Here is a 23,601-nt window from a genome sequence, read left to right as displayed (position 1 = left end):
TCATAAGCTTTGAACATTTTTTTAGTTTTTCATAGAAAAACTGAAGGGGATTGTTATACAATTTATCTGTATAATAAAAGATGATGTTTGAAAGCTGCTTTTGTCATTCCAGAAAAGATGAAATAACTCTTTGTGAGCAGTTAAATTATTATCGGATTTGACAAAGCTTTCAATAAATTACTTAGGGCAAGGGGGAAGGACATGTATAAATTTTTCAAATTGATATAATTTTCTGTTCATGTTCTAATTGCAGCGTTTGTTTTTATGTAATTGACTTTTAATAAAAAAGCCGACTCATAGAAGATTTCATTAAATAAATCCTATAAAATAATTTCTTATTATTGTGGGAATTGTTGTTTTAATACTATGTCTGATAAAATGAATTTACCTTTTGATAAAGAACATATTGAACCAATAGAATTACGTTCTGCTTTACAGGAACGTTATTTGGCTTATGCACTTTCTACGATTACACACCGTGCATTGCCTGATGTGCGTGATGGATTGAAGCCTGTCCACCGGCGGATTGTTCATGCGATGCGTCTTCTCAAACTAAATCCTGGACAGTCTTATGCGAAATGTGCGCGGATTGTTGGTGACGTCATGGGAAAATTTCATCCTCATGGGGATTCGTCTATTTATGATGCCTTGGTGCGCTTGGCTCAAAGTTTTGCTGTTCGTTATCCGTTGGTTGATGGGCAAGGCAATTTTGGTAATATTGATGGTGATAATGCTGCTGCCATGCGTTATACGGAAGCACGTATGACTGAAGTGGCTGCATTGTTACTTGAAGGAATTAATGAGAATGCTATTGATTTTCGTTTAACCTATAATGAGGAAGATGAAGAGCCTGTTGTTTTACCAGGAGCTTTCCCTAATCTTTTAGCAAATGGTTCTTCTGGTATTGCTGTTGGTATGGCAACATCTATTCCACCCCATAATGTTGCTGAGCTTTGTGATGCAGCGCTCCATTTGATTGCGCATCCCGATGTAAATGATGAGGAATTAAATCAATTCGTTCTTGGTCCTGATTTTCCGACGGGGGGAATTTTAGTTGAACCTAAAAAAAGTATTGAGGAATCCTATCGTGTTGGGCGTGGATTTTTTCGCTTGCGTTCACGTTGGCATCAGGAGCCTGGTAGCCGTGGTTCTTATGTGATTGTTGTGACTGAAATTCCCTATCAGATTCAAAAGTCACGTCTTATTGAAAAAACAGCAGAGTTATTGCTTGCACGCCGATTGCCAATGCTTGAGGATATCCAAGATGAATCAGCAGAAGATATCCGCATCGTGCTTGTTCCTAAAAATCGGTCGGTTGATCCGGAACTTCTTATGGAATCCCTTTTTAAATTGACTGACTTTGAAGTAAGATTTCCCCTTAATCTGAATGTTTTGTCTTTGGGAAAAATACCTAATGTCCTTTCTTTGCGAGAAAGTTTGCAGCAATGGCTTGAACATCGTCAAGAAGTACTTATTCGTCGCTCTCATTATCGGCTTGATCAAATTGATAGCCGATTGGAAATTCTTCATGGATATCTGATTGCCTATTTAAATCTCGATGAGGTCATTCAGATTATTCGTGAAGATGATGAACCGAAAAAGAAGCTGATTAATCGGTTTGAATTAACAGAAAATCAAGCTGAAGCTATTCTTAATATGCGCTTGCGTTCTTTGCGTAAGCTTGAGGAATTTGAAATTCGTAAAGAATTTGAAAGTTTGAAAGCTGAAAAAGAAAAGCTAAAGAATTTGTTAGCTTCTCCTATAAAACAGTGGAAAATAATTTCAGAAGAAATCAAAAAAGTTCGAAACACTTTTGGTCCTGAAACACTCTTGGGGAAAAGACGTACGACGTTTGAAGAGGCACCAAGACATGATCTTGATGATATTCAACAAGCAATGATCGAAAAAGAACCGATTACTATTGTTATTTCTGAAAAGGGGTGGATGCGCGCTTTGAAGGGACATTTGACCGATTATAAAGCACTTTCTTTTAAAGAAGGAGACAGTTTAAAGTTAGCCTTTCCAGCATTTACGACCGACAAGATTGTGCTGATCAGTACGGGGGGGAAGTTTTTTGCTATTGGTGCAAATAATTTACCTGGAGGGCGGGGACATGGTGAACCTATTCGTCTCTTAGTTGATATGGATGATGAGCACGATGTTCTCACAGCTTTTGTGCATCACGCCGAGGAAAAATTGCTTTTGGTTTCATCTCACGGTAATGGTTTTATTGTTTCTTCTGCAGAAGTGCTCGCCAATACACGAAAAGGAAAGCAAGTGATGAATGTGAAAGCTCCTGATAAGGTAAAGCTTTGTGTTCCGGTAAATGGTGATCATGTTGCTGTAGTCGGTGAAAACCGTAAAATGCTTATTTTTTCTATTGAACAAATACCAGAAATGAATCGCGGTAAGGGTGTTCGTTTACAGCGTTATAAAGAAGGTGTTGTTGTTGATGCCAAGACTTTTAATTTATCAGAAGGCTTAAGTTGGCAAGATACAGCTGAACGAATCTTTAACCGTCAAGCTGATGATCTCATTGAATGGATGGGAATGCGTGCGGGCGTCGGGCGTTTGATTCCAAGAGGATTTCCAAAATCAGGAAAATTTATCAATTAAATGTATTTTATACACGGGAAAGTTCCCTATGGTTTTATGATTGTGTAAGATATTAATTTATAAAGATAATTTATTATTTTTATATTGAACGAAAAACCTAAAGCGTAAGTTTTTTCTATTTCGATCTTGTTCAGGTTAAATCAATCAAAACTGTTTTTTAACATTACAGCATTTATAGGTGCTGTCGTGAAATGATTTGATATTTCGAGAGCTGTACCTTTAAACAAACAATGTGAATGTTTAACACAAGAGTGTTCTATTTGGAGATGTTTTATTTTGTCTGATAGGTTTATCTTCTTATTGTTCAAGAGAGATGTTATTAATCTTTCGTAGTAATATTTATTCGTTAGGATTACTATGATATTGCCTAAAAAGATGACCACGTTCAGCCCATAAGACGAGAAGTATGGCAGTGAGACTCAGAAAGAAAAATCCTGCTGAGTTTGGGATGGTTGTTTCATCAAATTGTTGGGCAATAAAAAAGCTGAGTCCTGCACCGATAGATGTTTGAAGAAAGCCGGATACAGAAGAAGCTGTTCCAGCAATTTCCCCCACAGATTCGAGAGCGAGTGTATTGAAATTGGCCATAATGCCACCGCAGGCAAACATCAATATACAGAATAACAGCATGTAAAAAGCAAAAGGAAGGATACCATCTGTTAAGATAGAGCCAATAAACCATACACATGAAGTGATACAAAAGAGCAAAAGCATAGTATGAGCAATACGCCGCATTCCAAGGCGTCCAACGAGTTGAGAGTTCATGAATGATGAGAAAGCCTGAAATGCAGCACCAACTGCAAAGGCAATAGGGAACCAAAGTCCTAGATTATAGATCCCTTCATACGTTTGTTGTGATGTATTAACGGCGGTAAAGATACAGCCTAAAATAATCGAAGTTGCTAGTGTATAGCAAAGTGTTGTGCGATTGGTTATTACAATCCATAAATTATGTTTGACTGAAGAAAAGGAAAGAGAGCGTTGCGCATAAAGAGTTTCCGGCAAGCGGAATTGAATCCAAATCATCAACCCGAAACCAATCATTGCCATGAAAATAAAAATATATTGCCAATGTCCGAGCAGTAAAATGATCTGTCCTGTTGCGGGACCAACCATTGGTGCAACAAGAAAAACCATCATAACAATAGACATAACTTCTGCCATTTTTCGACCACTGTAAAGATCACGTACGACGGAAACTGTAAGAACCCGCATAGCAGCTCCTCCAATACCTTGTAAGATACGCAAAATAAGTAAGAGAGAAAAATCAGTTACAAAGGCACAACCAATCGCCGTAAATGAATAAAAAGCAAGACCAATAAGAATAAGTTTACGTCGCCCATACCTATCGCTTATTGGACCGAAAAATATTTGAGCAATACCATAGCTAATAAGATAACTCGAAATGATATAATGTTGATCATTTTCATTGAGAACATTTAAGCCATCTAAAATATTAGGCATAGCTGGCAGCATAATATCAACAGCTATAGCGTTAATAGCCATGAGCGAAGCAATAAGAATAACAAATTCTTTATAGCCAATTTTTTTTCTAATCGCATCACTATGCGTTTGTTCATCGACTGAATATGACATATGGCATCCTTGAAATAGAAATTTCGTCTGAAAACAGCTCTTTTTAAGAGTCTGAATAAAATGAAAGATACCTATGATTGATTACAGGGAATATTTTTTTCTTTCAAAAGTTCCTGTAACTCATTGTTTTGAAACATCTCTTTAACAATATCACTGCCTCCGACAAATTCACCCTTGATATACAGCTGTGGAATTGTTGGCCAATTTGAGTAATCTTTAATTCCTTGACGCAATTCGTTAGAAGTTAAGATATTAATTCCTTTATAATTCAATCCTAAATAGTCAAGGATTTGAACAACTTGTCCTGAAAACCCGCATTGCGGAGCGTCAGGTGTTCCTTTCATGAATAAAATGACGTCGTTTGTTTTAATCTCGTTGTCAATAAAATCATGAACAGTGGTCATTTTTATCCCTCGATATTTCAGATTTTTATAAGTGTGTAATTTATATTCATACTGTTTTTAATCGTATTAAATGAGTGAATGCAAGAAGAAATTTTAGATTATTTTGGGATATTTGTTTGCAACATTAAGGCATGAAGGTCATTTCCCATATTGCCTTTAAGGGCATCATAGACCATTTTATGTTGTTGAACACGGGTTTTACCACGAAAACTTTCAGAAATAACTTCTGCAGCATAATGTTCCCCATCTCCAGCAAGATCACGAATTGTTACAGTAGCATCAGGAATGCCTTCACGAATAAGCGTTTCAATTGCATGGGCACTCATTGCCATCATTATTCTCCTATGTTGTTCATTTTTTTATAAAGGCTGTTTAAGAGAAAAACAATTTTTACTCTTCACCCATAAATTGTGGAAACCAGTTTTCATAGGCTTTTGTGAGTTTGTCTATAGAAAGTTTTAGTATTCCATCTATATCAAGTGCATCACCTGCAACTTGACCTAGCTCTGTTAAAGAAACTGCACTTATTTGTGCGAGCTCTTTAAGACTATTAAGAGAGTGAGGTTTGACGGCTAAAAGATAACGTCCTTGGTCTTCTCCAAAAAGTTCTGCATGATGGGGTGATTTATTGCTTAATTTTACTTTGATTCCTTTACCTGCTTTAATCACCATTTCAGCAAGTGCTATCGCTAATCCTCCGTCAGAAATGTCATGAGCAGCATGAACAAAACCACGATGTATGACATCTCGAATAAATTGACCATGCTTTTTTTCAAGTTGTAAATCTACAGGGGGGGGGGCACCTGCATCAATATTTAAAATGTTACGTGCATAGATTGATTGTCCTAAATGGGAGCCGCAATTTCCTACTAAAACAAGAATATCTCCATTTTGCATACCACTTATTGTTACCATTTTAGACCAATCATTAAGAAGACCTACACCAGCAATTGTGGGGGTTGGAAGAATGGCTTCCCCATTTGTTTCGTTGTAAAGAGAAACATTGCCTGAAACGATAGGAAAATCGAGGATTCTACAAGCTTCTCCTATACCTTTAATAGCAAAAACCAGCTGTCCCATAATTTCAGGTTTTTCAGGGTTACCAAAATTGAGATTATCTGTAGCAGCCAGTGGTGTTGCACCTGTCGTACTAATGTTTCGCCAGCATTCTGCGACAGCTTGTTTTCCTCCTTCATAAGGGTCTGCTTCACAATAGCGAGGTGTTACATCAGAAGAAAAAGCAAGAGCACGTTTGCTGTTGTTTCCTAAACGGATAACGCCTGCATCACCTCCTGGACAAACAAGGCTATTTCCTTGGATAAGAGTATCATATTGTTCATAAACCCATCGCCGAGAACTTTGATCAGCAGAATTCAATAAGCTCAGAAGCGCATCACCAAGATTTTCAACTTTTTTGACGTCTTCTGCTTTCAAGGATGTTTTTTTTGCCGGCTCACTCCAAGGACGATCATAAACAGGCGCTTCATCACCAAGCTCTTTGATGGGAAGATTGACAACTTCTTCCCCTTGATGAGATACACGAAAACGTAAATCATCGGTTGTTTTCCCAATGATAGAAAAATGCAACCCCCACTTATGAAAAATTGCTTCTGCTTGCTTTTCTAGTTCTGGTTTAAGAACCATGAGCATGCGCTCTTGACTTTCAGAAAGCATCATTTCATAGGCTGTCATGTTTTCTTCTCGAACAGGAACTGTATCGAGATTAAGCTGTATCCCTAGATTTCCTTTTGCACCCATTTCAACAGCAGAAGAGGTAAGTCCTGCTGCCCCCATATCTTGAATAGCAACTACGGCTCCAAGTTCCATGAGCTCTAAACATGCTTCAAGAAGACATTTTTCTGTAAAAGGATCACCTACTTGAACAGTTGGGCGTTTTTCACTGATTGAATCATCAAATTCAGCAGAGGCCATTGTTGCTCCACCGACACCATCACGTCCTGTTTTTGCACCAAGGTAAACAACAGGGAGTCCGATGCCTTGTGCTTTAGAATAAAAAAGGGCGTCTGTCTTTGCAATACCGGCGACAAAAGCGTTAACAAGGATATTGCCATTATAACGCTCATCAAAATTTACTTCTCCACCAACCGTTGGAACACCAAAAGAATTGCTGTAACCACCTATTCCAGAAACAACACCAGAAACAAGATGGCGTGTTCGTGGGTGATCAGGAGCACCAAATCGCAATGCATTTATAGCAGCAACAGGACGGGCTCCCATTGTAAAGACATCACGTAAAATACCACCAACACCTGTCGCTGCACCTTGATAAGGTTCAATATAAGAAGGGTGGTTATGGCTTTCCATTTTGAAAACAACACATTGTCCTTCGCCAATATCAACAACACCAGCATTTTCACCAGGTCCTTGGATGACACATTTTCCTTCTGTCGGAAGAGTTTTTAGCCATTTTTTAGATGATTTATAGGAACAATGCTCGTTCCACATTGCAGAAAAAATTCCTAGTTCAGTAAATGTGGGTTCTCTACCGATTAACGTCAGGATACGTTGATATTCATCTTCTTTTAGCCCGTGTTGTGCAATGAGTTCTGGTGTAATAGTGATGTTATTGCAAGGCTTCATGAGTATTTATCCGTCAAATTAATCGAAATTTAGTATTTTTATTTTTTTACCTAGCAGCTTATATTATAAACAATAATGTTGTTTAATAATAAAAATATTTATAGACAGTAAGCTGAAGATTTTGTCCGTTTGTTTGGTGGGATTTAAGACTAAAAATGGTCTTAAATAATTATGTGTTTAGAAAATAATATCCATTGTTGTTTGTGAAGAGCTTTGTTTATAGATTTATGATGCGAGAAATGGTATAAATCCTTGTTTTTTTAAATTATGGAGCGCGAGTACTTTTGCAGCATTATCCATTTACTAACTCTAAAGCACTTTGAAAAAGTAAACGACCGTCAGTACCTCCGTGGGCGGGTTCAATAAAGTTTTCAGGATGGGGCATCATACCAAGAATATTACCAACTTTATTAACAATACCAGCAATATCTTTCATTGAGCCGTTCGGGTTTGTATTTTCTGCATAGCGAAAAACAATTTGTTCATTGTCTTCCATTTGTTTCAATGTTTCACTATCAACAAAATAATTTCCGTCATGATGGGCAACAGGACAACGAATAATTTGTCCTTTAGAATAATATCGAGAAAATTTTGTCTTGGCGTTAACGACTTCAAGTTTGATTTCACGACAAACAAATTTTAAAGAAGCGTTACGCATTAAAGTACCGGGTAATAATCCTGCTTCCAACAAAATTTGAAATCCATTACAGATACCTATTATTGTCGTACCTTCTTGTGCTTTTTCACGAATGGCTTTTAAGACGGGAGTTCGCGCTCCAATTGCACCACATCTTAAGTAGTCGCCATAGGAAAAACCACCAGGAATAATAATAACATCTACATCTGGAATTGTTGTTTCTGTTTGCCAAATTTTTAGTGGCTCAACTCCCGTTATATGATGTAATGCTGCAACCATATCTCGATCACGATTTAATCCAGGAAGTTGAATGATGGCAGTTTTCATGAGCGTTTCACTTACAGAAGTTTGATTGTATAATTTTCAATGACAGTATTTGCGAGTAACTCTTCACACATTTGTTCAAGTTTTTTCTTTGCAGTTTCAGAAGGTAGATCATCAAGAACAATATCAAAAACCTTTCCTTGACGAATAGATTGAATGCCTTCGAAAGCCAAACTTTTTAAAGCACCGACAATCGCTTCTCCTTGTGGATCAAGAACGCTTTCTCTTAAAGTAACTGTAATGCGTGCTTTCATTTTTTGCTTCCTGCTTTTTAAAAGAACCTCTCCTTTGAAGAGGGGTGTTTGTATAAGGTGATGTTTTTTATCTTGTTTTTACTTTACGAGAACGGGACCACTTGGTCGTGTTGGTTCGTTTTCATTCATAATACCAAGACGTTTGGCAACTTCTTGATAGGCATTAATAAGCCCTCCCATATCACGACGAAAACGGTCTTTATCCATTTTTTCTTGTGTGTGCATATCCCATAGTCGTGCAGAATCAGGAGAGATTTCATCAGCAAGAACAATGCGCATTGTTTCATCTTCCCACAGGCGACCAAATTCCATTTTAAAATCAATTAATTGGATGTTAACACCGGCAAAAAGCCCAGAAAGAAAATCATTAATACGAATTGAAAGTTGCATGATATCTTCTATCTCTTGTGGGACAGCCCACCCAAAAGCTGTGATATGTTCTTCCGTTACCATAGGATCATCGAGAGAATCATTTTTATAGTAGAATTCAATGATGGATTGCGGAAGCGGGGTTCCTTCTTCCAGTCCTAAACGCTTAGCAAGAGAGCCGGCAGCAACATTGCGAACAACAACTTCCAATGGAATGATTTCCACCGCTTTAATAAGCTGTTCGCGCATGTTTATACGTTTGATAAAATGTGTTGGGATGCCCAAACGTCCAAGATGGCTAAAAATATGTTCCGAAATTCGGTTGTTTAAAACTCCCTTTCCGTCGATAATTTCATGTTTTTTTGCATTAAAGGCAGTTGCATCATCTTTAAAAAATTGAATATAAGTCCCTGGTTCAGGTCCTTCATATAAAATTTTAGCCTTGCCTTCATAAATACGGTGGCGACGATTCATCATGATTCTCTATTTATCTTGAGAGGTTTTTAATAACATTAATAAATGATACTATCCTAATTGATAGAATTTCTCAATGATATTGCTATGATACTTTTATAATTTTTATCATTACACGTTTACCCAAAGGTGAAGATACATAAGTGATGAGAAAGAAGATCACCTCTTTTGGATCAAATTTTTGCAAGAAAGTGAGAGAGGACCATAAGCCCTTCAGGCCAAGGTCCGTGTCCGGATTCTGCGTTAATATGGCCAGAATACCCAGCATCAACAAAGAGTGATCCCCAATCATTGGCAATTTTTTCTGCTACTGAAAATTGACAAAACTCATCGTTGCGACTAGCTATGACAATAGAAGGAAAAGGAAGCTTTTGGCGATGATAGGGGCCAAATGTCATTAAATGTTTGGGACGTATTTTTTCATTGGCGACATCTGGAGGTGCAACAAAGAAAGCGCCACAAATTTTTTCTGTATTTTGTACAGTTGCATGAATAACACTGGGAACTCCTAATGAATGAGCAATAAGCATAACAGGCCTTTGAGCTTTTGCGATGGCGGTTTTAACTTTGTTAACCCACTCTTCACAAACAGGCTTTGACCAATGGAGTTGTTCAATGCGGCTGGCTGTCGACAATTTTTTTTCCCAGCGTGTTTGCCAATGATCTGGACCAGATCCTTTGTAGCCAGGAACAATAAGAATATCGAGTTGATTTGCTTTCATGAATTGTTTTCTTTGTTACAACAGATTTTTGATCATAGGTGGAATGGATTTTGGTTTTCTATGTCGCTTTATTGTTCTTCAAAAACACGTTTAAAAATCGTATTGATATGTTTGGTGTGGTAAGAAAGATCAAATTTTTCGCGAAGTTCTTCTTCACTTAAAGCTTTGGTAACATCTTTGTCGTTGAGGAGTTCTTCTAAAAAATCTTTTCCTTGTTCCCAAACTTTCATCGCATTTCGTTGTACAATCCGATAAGAATCTTCACGACTAATCCCTGCTTGTGTGAGGGCTAAAAGAACCCGTTGTGAGTGAACAAGACCGCGGAATTTATTGAGATTTTTTTGCATATTTTCTGGATAGACAATGAGATTTTCAATGACAGATGTGAGGCGAGAAAGAGCAAAATCAAGTGTAATCGTCGCATCTGGAGCAATATAACGCTCAACAGATGAATGAGAAATATCACGTTCATGCCAAAGAGCTACATTTTCCATGGCTGGGAGTGCAAATGCACGTACCATGCGGGCTAATCCAGTTAAATTTTCTGTTAAAACTGGATTACGTTTATGAGGCATTGCCGATGAACCTTTTTGCCCAGGTGAGAAATGTTCCTCTGCTTCAAGAACTTCTGTTCGTTGTAAATGGCGTATTTCTATTGCTAGCCTTTCAATAGAGGAAGCAATAACACCAAGTGTTGCAAAAAACATAGCATGACGATCTCTTGGTATTACTTGGGTGGAAACCGGTTCAGCACGCATCTTCAAGGCTTTTGCTACATGTGCTTCAACGCGTGGATCGATATTTGCAAAAGTTCCTACAGCTCCTGAAATCGCGCAAGTAGAAATTTCTTCTCGTGCGGCAAGAAGACGTTTGCGACAACGGGAAAATTCAGCGTATGCAAGAGCAAACTTGATTCCAAATGTTGTCGGTTCGGCATGAATGCCATGACTCCGCCCAATGGTGATTGTCTCTTTATGCTCAAAAGCACGTCTTTTTAATGCTTCAAGAAGTTGATCTATATCCTCTAGCAAAATATCACTCGCACGCATCAATTGAATGTTCAGCGTTGTATCGAGAACATCAGATGATGTCATGCCTTGGTGGATAAAACGTGCTTCTGGTCCAATGAATTCAGCTAGGTGGGTTAGAAATGCGATAACATCATGTTTGGTAATTGCTTCAATTTCATCAATGCGATTGATATCAAATTTAGCTGCTGCCCCTTTTTCCCAAATGACTTTGGCGGCTTCTTTCGGAATAATCCCTAAGTGAGCAAGGGCATCACAGGCATGGGCTTCAATTTCAAACCAAATACGATATTTTGTTTCGGGAGACCAAATTGTTACCATTGCAGGGCGGGAATAACGTGCGATCATCATTTTTTTCCTTGTTGTGAGAGGATTGCGGCTTGGCGCAATGCATTAATACGTGTTCTGTAAAGCTCTTTATTTCCATCTTTATAAATTGCAGAGCCTGCGACAAATACATTTGCACCAGCTTTTGCAACTATCCCAATTGTATCAACGGTGATACCACCATCAACTTCAAGATCAATAGGGCGGTTTGCAATCATGCTTTTAACGCGCTTAATTTTATCTTTTATTTCTGGAATAAAACTTTGTCCACCAAAACCGGGATTGACCGTCATGATGAGAATGAGATCTAATTGATCAAGCAAATATTCAAGTACATGTTCAGGGGTGCTTGGATTGAGTGCGATTCCTGCTTTTTTCCCCATTTTTTTGATTGTTTGTAATGAACGATGAAGATGTGGACCTGCTTCAGCATGAATAGTTATAATATCTGAACCTGCTTTTGCAAAAGCTTCTAAATAAGGGTCTACTGGTGCGATCATCAGGTGGACATCAAATATTGCTTTTGTTAATGGGCGCAGAGCTTTGACGATTTCAGGACCAAAGGTGATGTTAGGAACAAAGTGCCCATCCATAATATCAAGATGAAGCCAATCTGCACCAGCATCAACAACATCTAACATTTCTTGTCCAAGTTTAGAAAAATCAGAAGCCAAGAGAGAAGGCGAAATGAGATGAGAATGGGGCATTAAAATCTCCTTAGATTGGCAGTTTTTATCATATCGCTGTGTATACACAAATATTTTTTGTGTTATGACGGAAAAGAAAAAATATGTATTATAGGTCTTTTTATGGAAAGATTGCTTAAAATTTTAAAGCTTTATAAGTGAAAGATATGTCGAATCATAAAACATATTTGATGCCTGAACTTCAACATAAACATACTATTGCGGTTTCTTCCCAAGAATATCGAGATGCCATGAGTCTTTTTGCAGGAGCTGTGCATATTGTGACAACAAATGGTATTAAGGGAAGACGTGGGGTGACTGTTTCGGCGTGTTGTTCTTTATCTGATAATCCTCCAACCCTTCTTGTTTGTCTCATGCGTCATAATTTAAAGAATCAGGTGTTTATGGAGAATGGAAATTTTTGTGTTAATAGCTTGGCAGGAAAACATCGCTCATTAGCGGATGTTTTTTCGAGGCGTTGCAATTCTACACAAAATGAGCGTTTTGATGTTGCTCAATGGGGAGCTTTGCAAACGGGGGCGCCCAGTCTTTCAGACGCTCTAGCGTCGTTTGATTGTCGTTTGATTTGTTGGCACGAACACGCAACTCATTGTGTTTTGATTGGTGAGGTTGTTGCAATTAACTGTAATCAAGAAAAAGATGCTTTGATGTATTTGAAACGTGAATATCACACTTTGCCTTTATAAAGATTTTATTTTTTTGCATTGATGAAATGATTTATTGTTGCTTCATTTAGATTTTAAACAATGTAGAGAGTAGGGGAGGGATGGCTCTGATATCTGATTTCCTTCTTTTTAAGGTTTTTCAATAAGCGAGAAAAATGATTCTGGATGAGATTTGATCAAGAATCCAATCTACATAAAAAAGCGATCAAACCTAAACAGTGCATTTAGATATATTCGTCGATTGTTATGAAAAAACATTTTACTCTTGTGTTGATGGGTATTGCACAATATATAGACCACACATAGCATATGTGGAGGTTTTTTATTGCATGAGCGAAGAGATTGATGGTCAATATCGCCCTAGTGAAGATGAGCCTTTTATGAATGAGCGGCAAAAGGCGTATTTTCGTGCTAAATTGGTTTCTTGGAAGAATGATATATTAAAAGAAGCTCGTGAGACTTTGGAAAATTTGCAGGAAGAGAATGTTGGTCAGCCCGATTTGACTGATCGGGCTTCTTGTGAAACTGATCGTACAATCGAATTACGTGCTCGTGATCGTCAGAGGAAACTTATTTCAAAAATAGATGCTGCTTTAGAGCGCATTGATAATGGGACATACGGTTTTTGTGAAGAAACCGGCGAACCCATTAGTATAAAGCGTCTTGAGGCTCGGCCGATAGCCGTTTTGTCATTGGAAGCGCAAGAACGTCATGAACGACGTGAAAGAGTTTATCGCGATGATTAAGGTTATTGAGATGATAAACAAACGAAATTCGTGGTGATAAAATTGTATATTTTATTTTTGAGGGGTAGGAATGAATAAAGATGGTTCTTGCCGCCCCTCAATTTCGGCGGTGATGGCTGAATCTTTTACTGCTTGATTCGTAAAAGGAGAGGGACTTTTATCCGATATATCGTTTCTTTCTGGAAGGGCGGAATTTAGATGTGTGTGTGTTTCTCTTTTTTGTATTTTTGATGTACCAGTAATATCAGATTCTACAACCACATCTGTTAATCCGCCAATAAGGAGCAAATGTTCTTTATTATCGCAACGGACTAAAACAAGGCGGCGTGCTCGATCTATAGAAATTACTTCACATAATGCTAATCGTGATAGACTTTTTTTTCTATTAATGCTGTATCTTCCCGTACCTAAGCGACGTAAAAACACGATAATTACGGTAATAGCTGCGATTGTTATTATAAAAAGCAAAAAGCTTATCGTTATGTTTGCAGCAGATACACCTATTTGCTCTGATAACCAGATATACATAGATTTTCTCCCATTTTGGATGGAAATATTATTTTTTATTGAGATAAATTTATAAACATACCCTCAAAAGGTTCACTTATAATGGTAAGAAATAAACTTTTGAATATTAAGCGAGCTTATCTTAGATAATATCATAGTATATACTTTATAACAACATAACAACGAATATAAAGGAAGTTTTGTGACATAAGAAATAGCTATAAGCTAAGGCAAAGAGAGATGGATAAAGATTTTGAGAATAATGAAAGATCAGCGTCTTCGTTTCATCGGAGAGTTGTGATTTTTGGTGTTGTTTTTGTATTAGGTTTTCTTTTCATTGTGGGTATTTTAGGTTTTTTTTATACACAAAACTATTTGCAACAGGCGATATCAATATCTTTTTTGATTCTAGCAATGATCGGTGTTGCAACACTCGTTTTGTGTGGAATGGGAATTTTAAGATATCATGTGTGGTCGCATGAAGATTTTGATTTTAGCATCTTTAATAGGAGCGATGATACAATTGTAATCTCTGATCTTTCTGGTTTTGTTTATTATTCTAATCAAAACTATCGAAAAATTCTGACCTATAAGCCTGAAGTGTCTTGTTATAGGGTTATTGCGGATCTTCCAGGAGCTGGTGCACTCTCGTACCGCTTAAAGGTTGCAGCCTGTAATAATCTTGCAGCGCAAGAGGAATTAAGAGTAGAACAGCCAATTTTTACTGATTCTACACCAAAAAAATCTGTTTGGTATAATATTTCCGTTCAACCTATCACAAAACAGAAAAAAAAGCTTTTATTTTGGCGTATTACTGATATTTCGCACTTACAACAAACGCGAGAAGTTTTTTTCTCGAACCTTCAAGAGGCTATCAATCACTTGGATCAAGCTTCTATTGGTTTTGTATCCGTTAATAGACAAGGAACTATTCTTTATGTCAATGCGCCTTTTGCAGAATGGTTCTCAATTGATTTAGCGAATTTCTCAATTGGTCAACATAATTTTGATTCGTTATTTGATAGCGTTGGCGCTAAGAGCTCATGGAGTGATATCTGTTTGCAAACCAACAGATATCAAAGTTCAGGTTACTCTTTACCTTATAGGTTTTCGTTATGTTTAAATTCACACACGACTTGTGAGAAAATATTCCATTGTCTTATATCTGTTTCTTCTCTCTTAGAAGAGGAGGCCATTTATCGTATTGTGATCATTCCACAACAAATACAAAAAGAAGAGGATGATCAATTAAAATTACCCAGTATATTAGGAGAATATTTTGATGCGAGTCCTTTTGCAATAGCTGTGGTGGATCATGCAGGGCAATTGGTTCATATGAATAAAGCTTTTTCATCACTTACGGGATGTATGGACAAAGCTGTCAATTTTTATGATGTTATTTCTCGTCGTGATTGTGTGCAGTTAGAGCGTTCTTTTCAGAGAATTGCGACAAATAAAAATTATTTTGTTTCTCTAGAAACTGTTTTAGAAAAAAATGAAGAATGCCATTTACGGCTCCATATTATGTCTGTACCGCCCTATCACAGTGATGCATTGCAAGATTTGCTTATTATCTCTGTGATTGAAACAACCGAACAAAAAACTCTTGAAGATAAAATGATGCAAAGTCAGAAGATGCAAGCTGTAGGACAGTTGGCTGGCGGCATTGCTCATGATTTTAATAATGTTTTAACAGCAATTTTAATGTCGTGTGATCTTCTTTTAAATACGCATCGTAGTTCTGATCCTGCTCATGCTGATCTGATCAATATTAAAAACAATGCTAATCGTGCAGCTGCTCTTGTCCAGCAATTATTAGCTTTTTCTAGAAAGCAAACACTTCGACCTGAAGAAGTTGATTTTACTGAATTTTTATCAGATATCCGCAATCTTATTTTACCACTTTTGGGGAATAATATTCAGTTAAAAATTATCCATGGAAGAGATTTGTGGAGCGTTGAAGTTGATCAAGCATCTTTTCAGCGTGTTATTATGAATTTGGTTATTAATGCGCGTGATGCCATGTTAGATGGAGGTATTGTTACGATTGCGACAAATAATATTACAAAGCAACAAAGTGCTGAATTTAATCATCTTGGATTAGCAATTGGCGAGTATGTGCAATTGACTATTTCAGATACAGGGGCTGGTATATCTGCTGCTATACAAGAAAAAATGTTTGAGCCATTTTTTACAACAAAAGAAGTTGGAAAAGGAACAGGACTTGGTTTATCAATGGTTTATGGAATTATCAAGCAGAGCGGTGGGTATATTTATTGTGAAAGTAAAGAAGGTGAAGGAGCAATATTTCATATTTTTCTTCCCCGTTATATCCCCAATATAAAAGGAGAAATTTCTCAAAAGATTGAAAAAGATGAAGAGAAAGATAAAAATATAGACTTAACAGGATCTGCGACTGTTTTATTGGTTGAAGATGAAGATGCGGTCAGAATGGGGGGGGTAAGAGCTCTTCAAATGAGAGGATATACGGTTTTAGAGGCAGCAAGTGGGGTGGAAGCACTCTCTATTCTTGAGGAACAAAAAGGAGATGTTGATATTATTGTTTCCGATGTGGTGATGCCAGAAATGGATGGACCCACTTTATTGAAGGAAGTCCGTAAAAACTATCCTGGTATCAAATTTCTTTTCGTTTCTGGATATGCAAAAGATGCTTTTGCTAAAAATCTTCCACAAGATGCTGTTTTTGGTTTTTTATCTAAACCTTTTACACTCAAACAGTTAGCTCTAACAGTTAAAGAAACACTTTCGTCATGAGCAAAAAATTATGCAATAGAAAATTGCGTATTTTAAGATTTTTTAGGCGAAATACGAGAGTATTTTGATAAATAGTGTTTATGATAATGTCATAGAACTGAATAAAGAAGAATTTTGAAAATGAACTAAAATTCAAAAACACCACATATTTTGTGCAAAAATTTATGAAGAGATGGACTCTATTATGTCAACATTTCATAGAGATTTTCAATTGTAGAAACTGAGCAAAAACTATGTGTAAAGCATTGAAATATGCTGATTAATAGATTGTTGATACACTCAAAAAGATAAAAGCTGTTGTTGCGTATCTATCATTTTGCTCTTTCCTTCAATAAATGCTTTTAAAGCTTCGGGGTAGAGTTTATGCTCTACTTTAAGAACTCTTTGTGCTAAGCACTCAGCAGTATCATGGGGATAGACTGGAACGGCTGCTTGGGCAAGGATTTTTCCTGCATCCATGTCTTCTGTAACAAGATGAACAGTGCAACCCGTGATTTTTACACCTGCTTGTAAAGCTTTTTCATGTGTGTTTAAGCCTTTAAATGAAGGCAAAAGAGAAGGATGAATGTTTAAAATTCGTCCTTCATAAAGTTTTACAAAACGTGGTGAGATAAGACGCATATACCCTGCAAAGCAGAGAAAATCCGGTTTATATTGATCTAAAATCGTAAAAATATTTTCTTCATGCTCTTCTTTTGTTTTGTAAATTTTACGATCAACAATATGAATAGGTAAGTTATGGTTTTGCGCCTTTTCAATACCGTTTGCGCGCGGATTATCGCAAATAACCGCGACGATTTCAGCAGGATATTCTTTTTGTTGACTAGCTTGAGCAAGGGCGACCATATTGGACCCATTACCAGAAATAAAAACGACAATTTTTTTTTCATAAATGCAGTACCCCTTTATAAAGTATTCCTTTATTTTGATCTTGGCATTTTGTTAAAATGCCAAGCGGAGTTACAGTTTCTCCTTTTCTTTCAATAGCTTGTGTAATTGTTTCAGCTGCATGCTGTGCTACGATAATGATCATGCCAATACCACAATTGAATGTTCTTAACATTTCTCTTTCTTCTATTTTACCTTGTTTGGCAATCCATGAAAATACTGCTGGAACATTGATGGTAGAAAGATTAATTTCAGCGCAGAGAGAAGATGGAAGGACACGTGGAATATTTTCAGGAAAGCCTCCACCCGTAATATGAGCAAGAGCTTTAATCCCTTCATATTTTCGCATGATGGGAAGAAGCGATTTTACATAAATGCGTGTTGGTGTAAGAAGTGCTATACCAAGGCTGTTTTCGGGGGAAAAAGGGGCAGGGTTATTCCATTTGAGATAATTTTGCTGGATGATTCGTCGAACAAGCGAAAAGCCATTGGAATGAATTCCAGAGGAGCTTAGACCTAATATAACATCACCTTCTATCAAATCTTTTGAAGGGAGTAGCTTGCTGCGTTCGCATGCTCCTACAGCAAAACCGGCTAGATCATAATCTCCCTCTGCATACATTCCTGGCATTTCTGCAGTTTCTCCTCCAATAAGAGCAGCACCGGCTTGTTTACATCCTTCTGCAATACCAGAAACAATCGCAGCACCTTGTTCAGGGTCGAGCTTTCCAGTTGCAAAATAATCCAGAAAAAAGAGAGGTTCAGCTCCTTGTACGAGTAAATCATTGACACACATAGCTACAAGGTCAATACCTACAGTGTTATGGTGCCCCACTTCAATGGCAATTTTTAATTTTGTTCCCACACCATCATTGGCTGCTACTAGGATAGGATCTGTAAAGCCAGCTGCTTTTAAATCAAAAAGGCCACCAAACCCGCCAATTTCTGCATCTGCTCCGGCTCGTTTTGTCGCGCGTATAAAGGGTTTAATTTTTTCTACCATAGCATTACCTATATCGATGTTTACACCGGCTTTTGCGTAGGTAAGACCAGCTTTGGATTTATCCCCAGCCTTGGATTTATTATTTGTAAGATCTTGATTGCTCATTGGAGCCTTCCTTTAATGGAAAATCAGGTTTTGATATTATGCAATGCCATGATAGAGTTCTCTCTGCAAGAGATATTGATAAGAAAATAAGCAACTTTTCTTGTACCTTATTTTGAAGTTGTTTATAATTTTTTGTGAAGATTTTTTTAGGATATTTTATGAGCAAGATATCAGATAATCACGAACAGTCTTCTTGGCAACTTATGAGAAAGAAAGTGAGTGAGAATACATCTCGTGATCGTTATAAGACTTATGTGCCAGCGTATACTCAATTACCGTTGCCGAATAATATGAAAAGGCAAATCTTTTTTTGGCTTGGTACGCTGATTTTTTTCATTTTTTTTATGTTTGTTTTTGGATCGATTTTGCTTCCTTTTGTGGCAGGGATTGTGTTGGCTTATTTTCTCAATCCTATTGTTCAATTACTTGAAAGATTTGGTATTCGCCGTGTGTTTGGGACTGTCCTTATTACCTTATTTATTGTTATTACCTTTGTTGCTGCTTTAGTTATTTTGATTCCTGTTATTAGTTGGCAAATACAGCAATTTATGAGTGATGGTTTACCTGTTTATATTAATCGTATTCAAACCTTTTTTGTTGAGCATGATTTTGATTGGTTAAGGCGCTATTTTGGAAGTGATCCAAATGAATTACGGAATAATATTAAAGGATTTTTGGGCGAAGGTTCGGATTTTATTACGTCTCTTTTGAATTCACTTTTAAAGTCAGGAAAGTCAATCGTTAATATCATTAGCCTATTTGTTGTGGCACCTGTGGTGGCATTTTATATGTTATTAGATTGGCCACGTATGGTAACAGCAATCGATTCGTTAATACCGCGTGATCATCTTGAAACCGTCCGTAGTATTTTTCATGAAATGGATAGAGCTATTGCAGGCTTTGTTCGTGGACAAGGAACAGTTTGTCTCATATTGGGAGGCTATTATGCTATTGGTTTAACGATTGCAGGACTCAATTTTAGTCTTTTGATTGGTATGTTTATTGGTCTTATTAGCTTTATTCCTTATATCGGCACACTGAGTGGTTTGGTCCTTTCTGTTGGTATTGCATGGGTCCAGTTTTATCCCAATAATTGGGGGGGAATCATTGTTGTGATGGCACTTTTTTTAATTGGTCAATTTATTGAAGGTTATATTCTTCAACCCAAGCTTGTAGGTTCATCAGTGGGATTACATCCTGTATGGTTGATGTTTTCACTTTTTGCTTTTTCTTCACTCTTTGGTTTTACTGGTATGCTTGTTGCTGTTCCTGCGGCAGCGGCTGTTGGCGTTTTAGTTCGTTTTGCTCTTCATACTTATCTGAGTTCTCAGATGTATTCGCGAAGCGGAAATTCGGAGCCGCTAAAATGAATGGGCGTGAAACGCAATTATCTTTAAATTTTCCTTATGATCCGATTTTTCAATTTGAGGATTTAGTGGTAACGGAAAGCAATCGTATGGCTTTTCAGCTTATTGATCACTGGCCCAATTGGAGCTTACCTATTGCAGTTTTGGTTGGTAAAGAAGGATCTGGAAAAACGCATTTTTCTAATATATGGCTCCAAAAAGCAGATGCTTTCAGGATTCAGCACAATGAACTTGATCAGGCTGTTACTATGGCTTCTTTAGGCAGATCATTTTTAATAGAGGATATTGATACAGGTGAAATCAATGAGACAGAACTTTTTCATTTAATTAACAGTATTAAGCAAGCAAATCTTGATGCACGACAAGCTACTTTATTGATGACGGCACAAACACTTCCTTCCGCTTGGAATTTAATGTTAAATGATCTAAAAAGTCGTCTTAATTCGGTGATGTTCGTTGAAATTAATCAGCCTGATGATGCATTGTTAACAGCTGTTGCATTTAAGCTTTTTTCCGATAGGCAACTTATTGTACATCCAGATACGGTTTATTATCTTGTAAGCCGTTGTGAACGTTCTTTATTTTCATTGAAGCGTGTTATTGATTCTGTTGATCAGTTGGCATTACAAAGAAAAAGAAAAATAACACGTGCTGTTATTGCTGAAGTTTTAAATAGAAGAAATCCGTAAATACTCCTTATCATGGCTTACTTATTCTGTCCTTCTATTATCGTTTCAATATGTGGAAGACAAGTCATTTAAATTTTTTTCTTTTTGGATATCTATATAAGAGTAAAAAATAGTATTTTTTACTCTTATCGTGTTTTTATTTTAAATAGCTTTGAGATTTTATTGTATGATGTTGAATTCTTACCATCTTCGTATTTGAAAATTTTTCTAAAAAGAGCGCTTTATTTTATTTATAATAAAACCTTTGTGCTTTGAAAAAATGTTTGTTGTTTATGGATTTGGATTGTAGAAGATTCTAGAATTTTTAATAAAAGAGTCTTTGGGAAGATAGAAAAAGAGGGGAAAAAAGCTTAATACAGCTGAATTTTCTGGCTTATGTTCTCTTTGGGAAAGTTTTTCTATGATATTTAAGTCATTTTTTCTAAAATTGTATCTGTGGAATGTGTTTTGATACAATGAGAGCTTGCTTAAAACAGGATAAAAATTATGAAATCCTTATAGAGAAATTCGTTATTTTTTAATATAGATTGGATTTTCTTACGGAAGTTATTTTCTACTATTTGTCAATAAATTTGTTATTGAGTAGAGGGAAAAATTAAAAAATGTGCTTTTTTGTAAAGAAATGCAACAAAATTAAAAAAAAGTGTGTTTTTCTCTTGCACTTCTGTTGTGAAAATTTTAGGAAATGTGCATCAAGTAAATGTAAATGGCGGAGCGTAGCGCAGCCTGGTAGCGCACCTGATTTGGGATCAGGGGGTCGTAGGTTCGAATCCTATCGCTCCGACCATATTTAATTGAGTGTGTGAGAATGACCCAATTGGGTACGTGTGGTGAAAACTATCATCCAAGCGTTGTGTAATCTGAAGGAAAAAGGCATGATCGCACGTATTTATAGTCCTGCTAAGACAGCTATGCAGTCAGGTAAGGGGAATACAGGTTTTTGGATTCTAGAGTATGAGCCAATGAAAGCAAAAATGCTTGAACCTCTTATGGGCTACACAGCAACGTCTGATATGAATAATCAGGTAAGGATTCGATTTAATAGGAAGGAAGAAGCGATTGCTTTTGCACGTAAGAATGCTATCTCTTACCGTGTAGAAAAGAAACATACATCGATTCGACGTGCTATTTCTTATTCTGATAATTTTCGCAGTGATCGGCAGCATTCTTGGACACATTGAATTGAAGATGCTATTTTGAATTGAGAAAATAATCAGTTGGGTCCCGTAGCTCAGCTGGATAGAGCAACGGCCTTCTAAGCCGTGGGTCACAGGTTCGAATCCTGTCGGGATCACCATGTTTAAATGATATTTATAGGCTATAAAAAGTTAGAGAGTTTTCCTTTTATTCTATTAGCTTATTTTTCTGTATAATCCCGAACCTTTTTGATGTTTTTTGGTTTATTTTGTTGCTAAACGTTTTCTGTTGACTGTTTTAGTATAAAATGATGCTGTTTTCTCTTTTTTCAGTAAAAATTGCTTTTGATTGCTGAAATTTAGCATTGCATATTCTTGCCGCGTGTTGCTACTATATCACATGCTTTAGGAAACAGATTACAAAAACTCTTTTTTATGAGCTTCTTTTCATCTTTCTGAAAATGAATATTTTATTTCTTAGATTAGATTTAAGCATTGCGGCTAATGCTGGTGAAATTGCCAAAAAACATCTATTGTGATTTTTTTATTTTTTATGAATAATATTATTACGTTTTTTAGCATGATCTTTGGTAAGATCGATTTTGATTAGATACAAGGCATGATGGATTCGATTTAGAACAGTTTATGAAACATTGAAGAATAAAAACGATATCTGTTTATGATGAGAATTTACAGATGGCACAAGAGGTGGAAAATATCTTCTTGTCTTGGAAGCTGTGATTCATAACGAATTACTTCTTTATAGTTTTTTCGTATAAAAAGATGTTATATGTGCCGTCCAGATAAGATATTGTTTTTTTCAATGAGAGACACTTGTGGACAATTTGATTTAACATGATTGTCACTGTTTCTCAGGTAGGGTTATAGGTTTCATCAATGTTTAGGTTTTCTTAGTCTTATAGGTTTAAGAATGTATACTGTATATTTATATGAATGAAGATAGATTGTATCTTAGAGTTAAATTTTAGATTTCATATTTACATTTTCAAATGTTTTTTCTTATTTCTTTATAGTTTGTACATCATGTTAGAAGTATTTTAATATTGGATAACAATCACATTAAAATGTTATGCAGATGAGCTCTGAAGATCTAAACTCACACGGTTCAAGGTGATCATTATTTCAATAGGAATACAGTGTGAGGAGAATGCCATTTTACAGGCTTTGTTTTAAGAGATATCTCTTAAAGCTCAATTCACTCTGGCGCTCGTGAATGGTACAATGATAAATCCATTGAGCTCCATCATCTTTACACTTATGAAGAAATAAGCTGACATTATCATACACTTTGCCTATTTGTCAGCCTCCGATATTGCAATAGATCTCAGCACTTGAGGCATTTATCGGCATTTTTGTGCTTTTTTATACAATTTTTACTTAATACTAATTCCTCTTATGACGTGTAAGAGAGACGGTTTTGTTTGATTCAATATAAATAGGTTTGAAATGAGAAAACATTACGATATTCGGATTTCTCATTCAACATGGCAAACAATAAAACATGATTATAAATCAATGTATTTTTAGAATGAAAAAATTTGCTTTTATCGTGTTTTTTACTCTTTTTAATATTTTATTATAATCTGTAATTGGTAAACTCAAAATACAGCTCTAAGGTTAAGTGTTTTATATCTATCGAA

20 protein-coding genes and 2 tRNA genes are annotated in these 23,601 nt (G+C 36.5%); 9 read left to right on the top strand and 13 right to left on the bottom strand.

Annotation, left to right across the window (positions count from 1 at the left end; genetic code table 11):
• Positions 1-366 precede the first annotated feature (366 nt).
• Positions 367-2,616: a DNA topoisomerase IV subunit A gene (gene parC, locus ACFIK1_RS04120; protein ID WP_375662149.1), complete on the top strand. Its 2,250-nt coding sequence runs from the start codon at positions 367-369 to the stop codon at positions 2,614-2,616.
• A gap of 339 nt (positions 2,617-2,955) precedes the next feature.
• On the opposite strand, the gene ACFIK1_RS04115 is transcribed toward parC, so the two are convergent.
• From ACFIK1_RS04115 to rpe, 10 genes are all read right to left on the bottom strand, one after another.
• Positions 2,956-4,212 (bottom strand): multidrug effflux MFS transporter, encoded by a 1,257-nt coding sequence (locus ACFIK1_RS04115; protein WP_375633170.1) that lies wholly within the window; start codon positions 4,210-4,212, stop codon positions 2,956-2,958.
• Positions 4,213-4,283: 71 nt separating this feature from the next.
• Positions 4,284-4,616, bottom strand: coding sequence for a Grx4 family monothiol glutaredoxin (grxD, locus tag ACFIK1_RS04110; RefSeq protein ID WP_375662148.1), 333 nt, complete (start codon positions 4,614-4,616; stop codon positions 4,284-4,286).
• A 98-nt stretch (positions 4,617-4,714) separates the two neighbouring features.
• On the bottom strand, positions 4,715-4,948 hold the full coding sequence (locus ACFIK1_RS04105; protein ID WP_005773427.1) for a BolA/IbaG family iron-sulfur metabolism protein: 234 nt from the start codon (positions 4,946-4,948) through the stop codon (positions 4,715-4,717).
• A gap of 58 nt (positions 4,949-5,006) precedes the next feature.
• Positions 5,007-7,217, bottom strand: coding sequence for a phosphoribosylformylglycinamidine synthase subunit PurL (purL, locus tag ACFIK1_RS04100; protein ID WP_375662147.1), 2,211 nt, complete (start codon positions 7,215-7,217; stop codon positions 5,007-5,009).
• Positions 7,218-7,509: 292 nt separating this feature from the next.
• Complete coding sequence (gene purQ / locus ACFIK1_RS04095) at positions 7,510-8,181, bottom strand: phosphoribosylformylglycinamidine synthase subunit PurQ (RefSeq protein ID WP_375662146.1); 672 nt, start codon at positions 8,179-8,181, stop codon at positions 7,510-7,512.
• An 11-nt stretch (positions 8,182-8,192) separates the two neighbouring features.
• Complete coding sequence (gene purS, locus ACFIK1_RS04090; protein WP_375662145.1) at positions 8,193-8,432, bottom strand: phosphoribosylformylglycinamidine synthase subunit PurS; 240 nt, start codon at positions 8,430-8,432, stop codon at positions 8,193-8,195.
• A 78-nt stretch (positions 8,433-8,510) separates the two neighbouring features.
• The gene (gene purC / locus ACFIK1_RS04085) at positions 8,511-9,275 is read right to left on the bottom strand and encodes a phosphoribosylaminoimidazolesuccinocarboxamide synthase (RefSeq protein ID WP_273791179.1); all 765 of its coding nucleotides are present in this window, start codon (positions 9,273-9,275) and stop codon (positions 8,511-8,513) included.
• Positions 9,276-9,448: 173 nt separating this feature from the next.
• Positions 9,449-9,997: an RBBP9/YdeN family alpha/beta hydrolase gene (locus ACFIK1_RS04080; RefSeq protein WP_375611547.1), complete on the bottom strand. Its 549-nt coding sequence runs from the start codon at positions 9,995-9,997 to the stop codon at positions 9,449-9,451.
• Positions 9,998-10,065: 68 nt separating this feature from the next.
• Positions 10,066-11,373, bottom strand: a complete 1,308-nt coding sequence (gene purB, locus ACFIK1_RS04075) for an adenylosuccinate lyase (protein WP_375662161.1) — start codon at positions 11,371-11,373, stop codon at positions 10,066-10,068.
• Positions 11,373-12,059 (bottom strand): ribulose-phosphate 3-epimerase, encoded by a 687-nt coding sequence (gene rpe / locus ACFIK1_RS04070; protein ID WP_375662144.1) that lies wholly within the window; start codon positions 12,057-12,059, stop codon positions 11,373-11,375. Before rpe ends, purB begins: the two co-directional genes overlap by 1 nt.
• Positions 12,060-12,205: 146 nt before the next feature.
• Here rpe and ACFIK1_RS04065 point away from each other — a divergent pair, with 146 nt between their 5' ends.
• Both ACFIK1_RS04065 and dksA read left to right on the top strand, forming a co-directional pair.
• Entirely contained in the window at positions 12,206-12,745 is a 540-nt protein-coding gene (locus ACFIK1_RS04065) for a flavin reductase (protein ID WP_375634477.1), read from the top strand.
• A gap of 308 nt (positions 12,746-13,053) precedes the next feature.
• Positions 13,054-13,470 (top strand): RNA polymerase-binding protein DksA, encoded by a 417-nt coding sequence (dksA, locus tag ACFIK1_RS04060; protein ID WP_015856486.1) that lies wholly within the window; start codon positions 13,054-13,056, stop codon positions 13,468-13,470.
• 51 nt (positions 13,471-13,521) lie between these two features.
• On the opposite strand, the gene ACFIK1_RS04055 is transcribed toward dksA, so the two are convergent.
• Positions 13,522-13,998 carry a hypothetical protein gene (locus tag ACFIK1_RS04055; protein WP_375634478.1) on the bottom strand — a complete coding sequence of 159 codons (477 nt, stop codon included), beginning with the start codon at positions 13,996-13,998 and terminating at the stop codon, positions 13,522-13,524.
• 219 nt (positions 13,999-14,217) lie between these two features.
• Here ACFIK1_RS04055 and ACFIK1_RS04050 point away from each other — a divergent pair, with 219 nt between their 5' ends.
• Entirely contained in the window at positions 14,218-16,752 is a 2,535-nt protein-coding gene (locus ACFIK1_RS04050) for a response regulator (protein WP_375662143.1), read from the top strand.
• A 279-nt stretch (positions 16,753-17,031) separates the two neighbouring features.
• Here the strand turns inward: ACFIK1_RS04050 and purN are convergent, their stop codons facing one another.
• Positions 17,032-17,646 (bottom strand): phosphoribosylglycinamide formyltransferase, encoded by a 615-nt coding sequence (gene purN / locus ACFIK1_RS04045; protein WP_375662160.1) that lies wholly within the window; start codon positions 17,644-17,646, stop codon positions 17,032-17,034.
• The gene (purM, locus tag ACFIK1_RS04040; protein ID WP_375662142.1) at positions 17,639-18,748 is read right to left on the bottom strand and encodes a phosphoribosylformylglycinamidine cyclo-ligase; all 1,110 of its coding nucleotides are present in this window, start codon (positions 18,746-18,748) and stop codon (positions 17,639-17,641) included. Before purM ends, purN begins: the two co-directional genes overlap by 8 nt.
• A gap of 158 nt (positions 18,749-18,906) precedes the next feature.
• On the opposite strand from purM, the gene ACFIK1_RS04035 reads away from it, so the two are divergent.
• The 5 genes from ACFIK1_RS04035 to ACFIK1_RS04015 all read left to right on the top strand — a co-directional run bounded on the left by ACFIK1_RS04035 (position 18,907) and on the right by ACFIK1_RS04015 (position 22,101).
• On the top strand, positions 18,907-20,118 hold the full coding sequence (locus ACFIK1_RS04035; protein ID WP_375662141.1) for an AI-2E family transporter: 1,212 nt from the start codon (positions 18,907-18,909) through the stop codon (positions 20,116-20,118).
• Positions 20,115-20,804: a DnaA regulatory inactivator HdaA gene (gene hdaA, locus ACFIK1_RS04030; RefSeq protein WP_375617798.1), complete on the top strand. Its 690-nt coding sequence runs from the start codon at positions 20,115-20,117 to the stop codon at positions 20,802-20,804. The genes ACFIK1_RS04035 and hdaA overlap by 4 nt, the downstream gene beginning before the upstream one ends.
• Positions 20,805-21,514: 710 nt before the next feature.
• Positions 21,515-21,591 (top strand) — tRNA-Pro (locus ACFIK1_RS04025).
• 88 nt (positions 21,592-21,679) lie between these two features.
• The gene (locus tag ACFIK1_RS04020; protein ID WP_375617799.1) at positions 21,680-21,985 is read left to right on the top strand and encodes an ETC complex I subunit; all 306 of its coding nucleotides are present in this window, start codon (positions 21,680-21,682) and stop codon (positions 21,983-21,985) included.
• 39 nt (positions 21,986-22,024) lie between these two features.
• A tRNA-Arg gene (locus tag ACFIK1_RS04015) sits at positions 22,025-22,101 on the top strand.
• Positions 22,102-23,601: the final 1,500 nt, after the last annotated feature.

Origin of the sequence: Bartonella sp. OC16QHHD (genome assembly GCF_042194035.1) — a bacterium.
Taxonomy (GTDB): domain Bacteria; phylum Pseudomonadota; class Alphaproteobacteria; order Rhizobiales; family Rhizobiaceae; genus Bartonella.
Note: the sequence above shows the minus strand (reverse complement) of the source record. Positions and strands in the feature narration are given on the sequence as shown.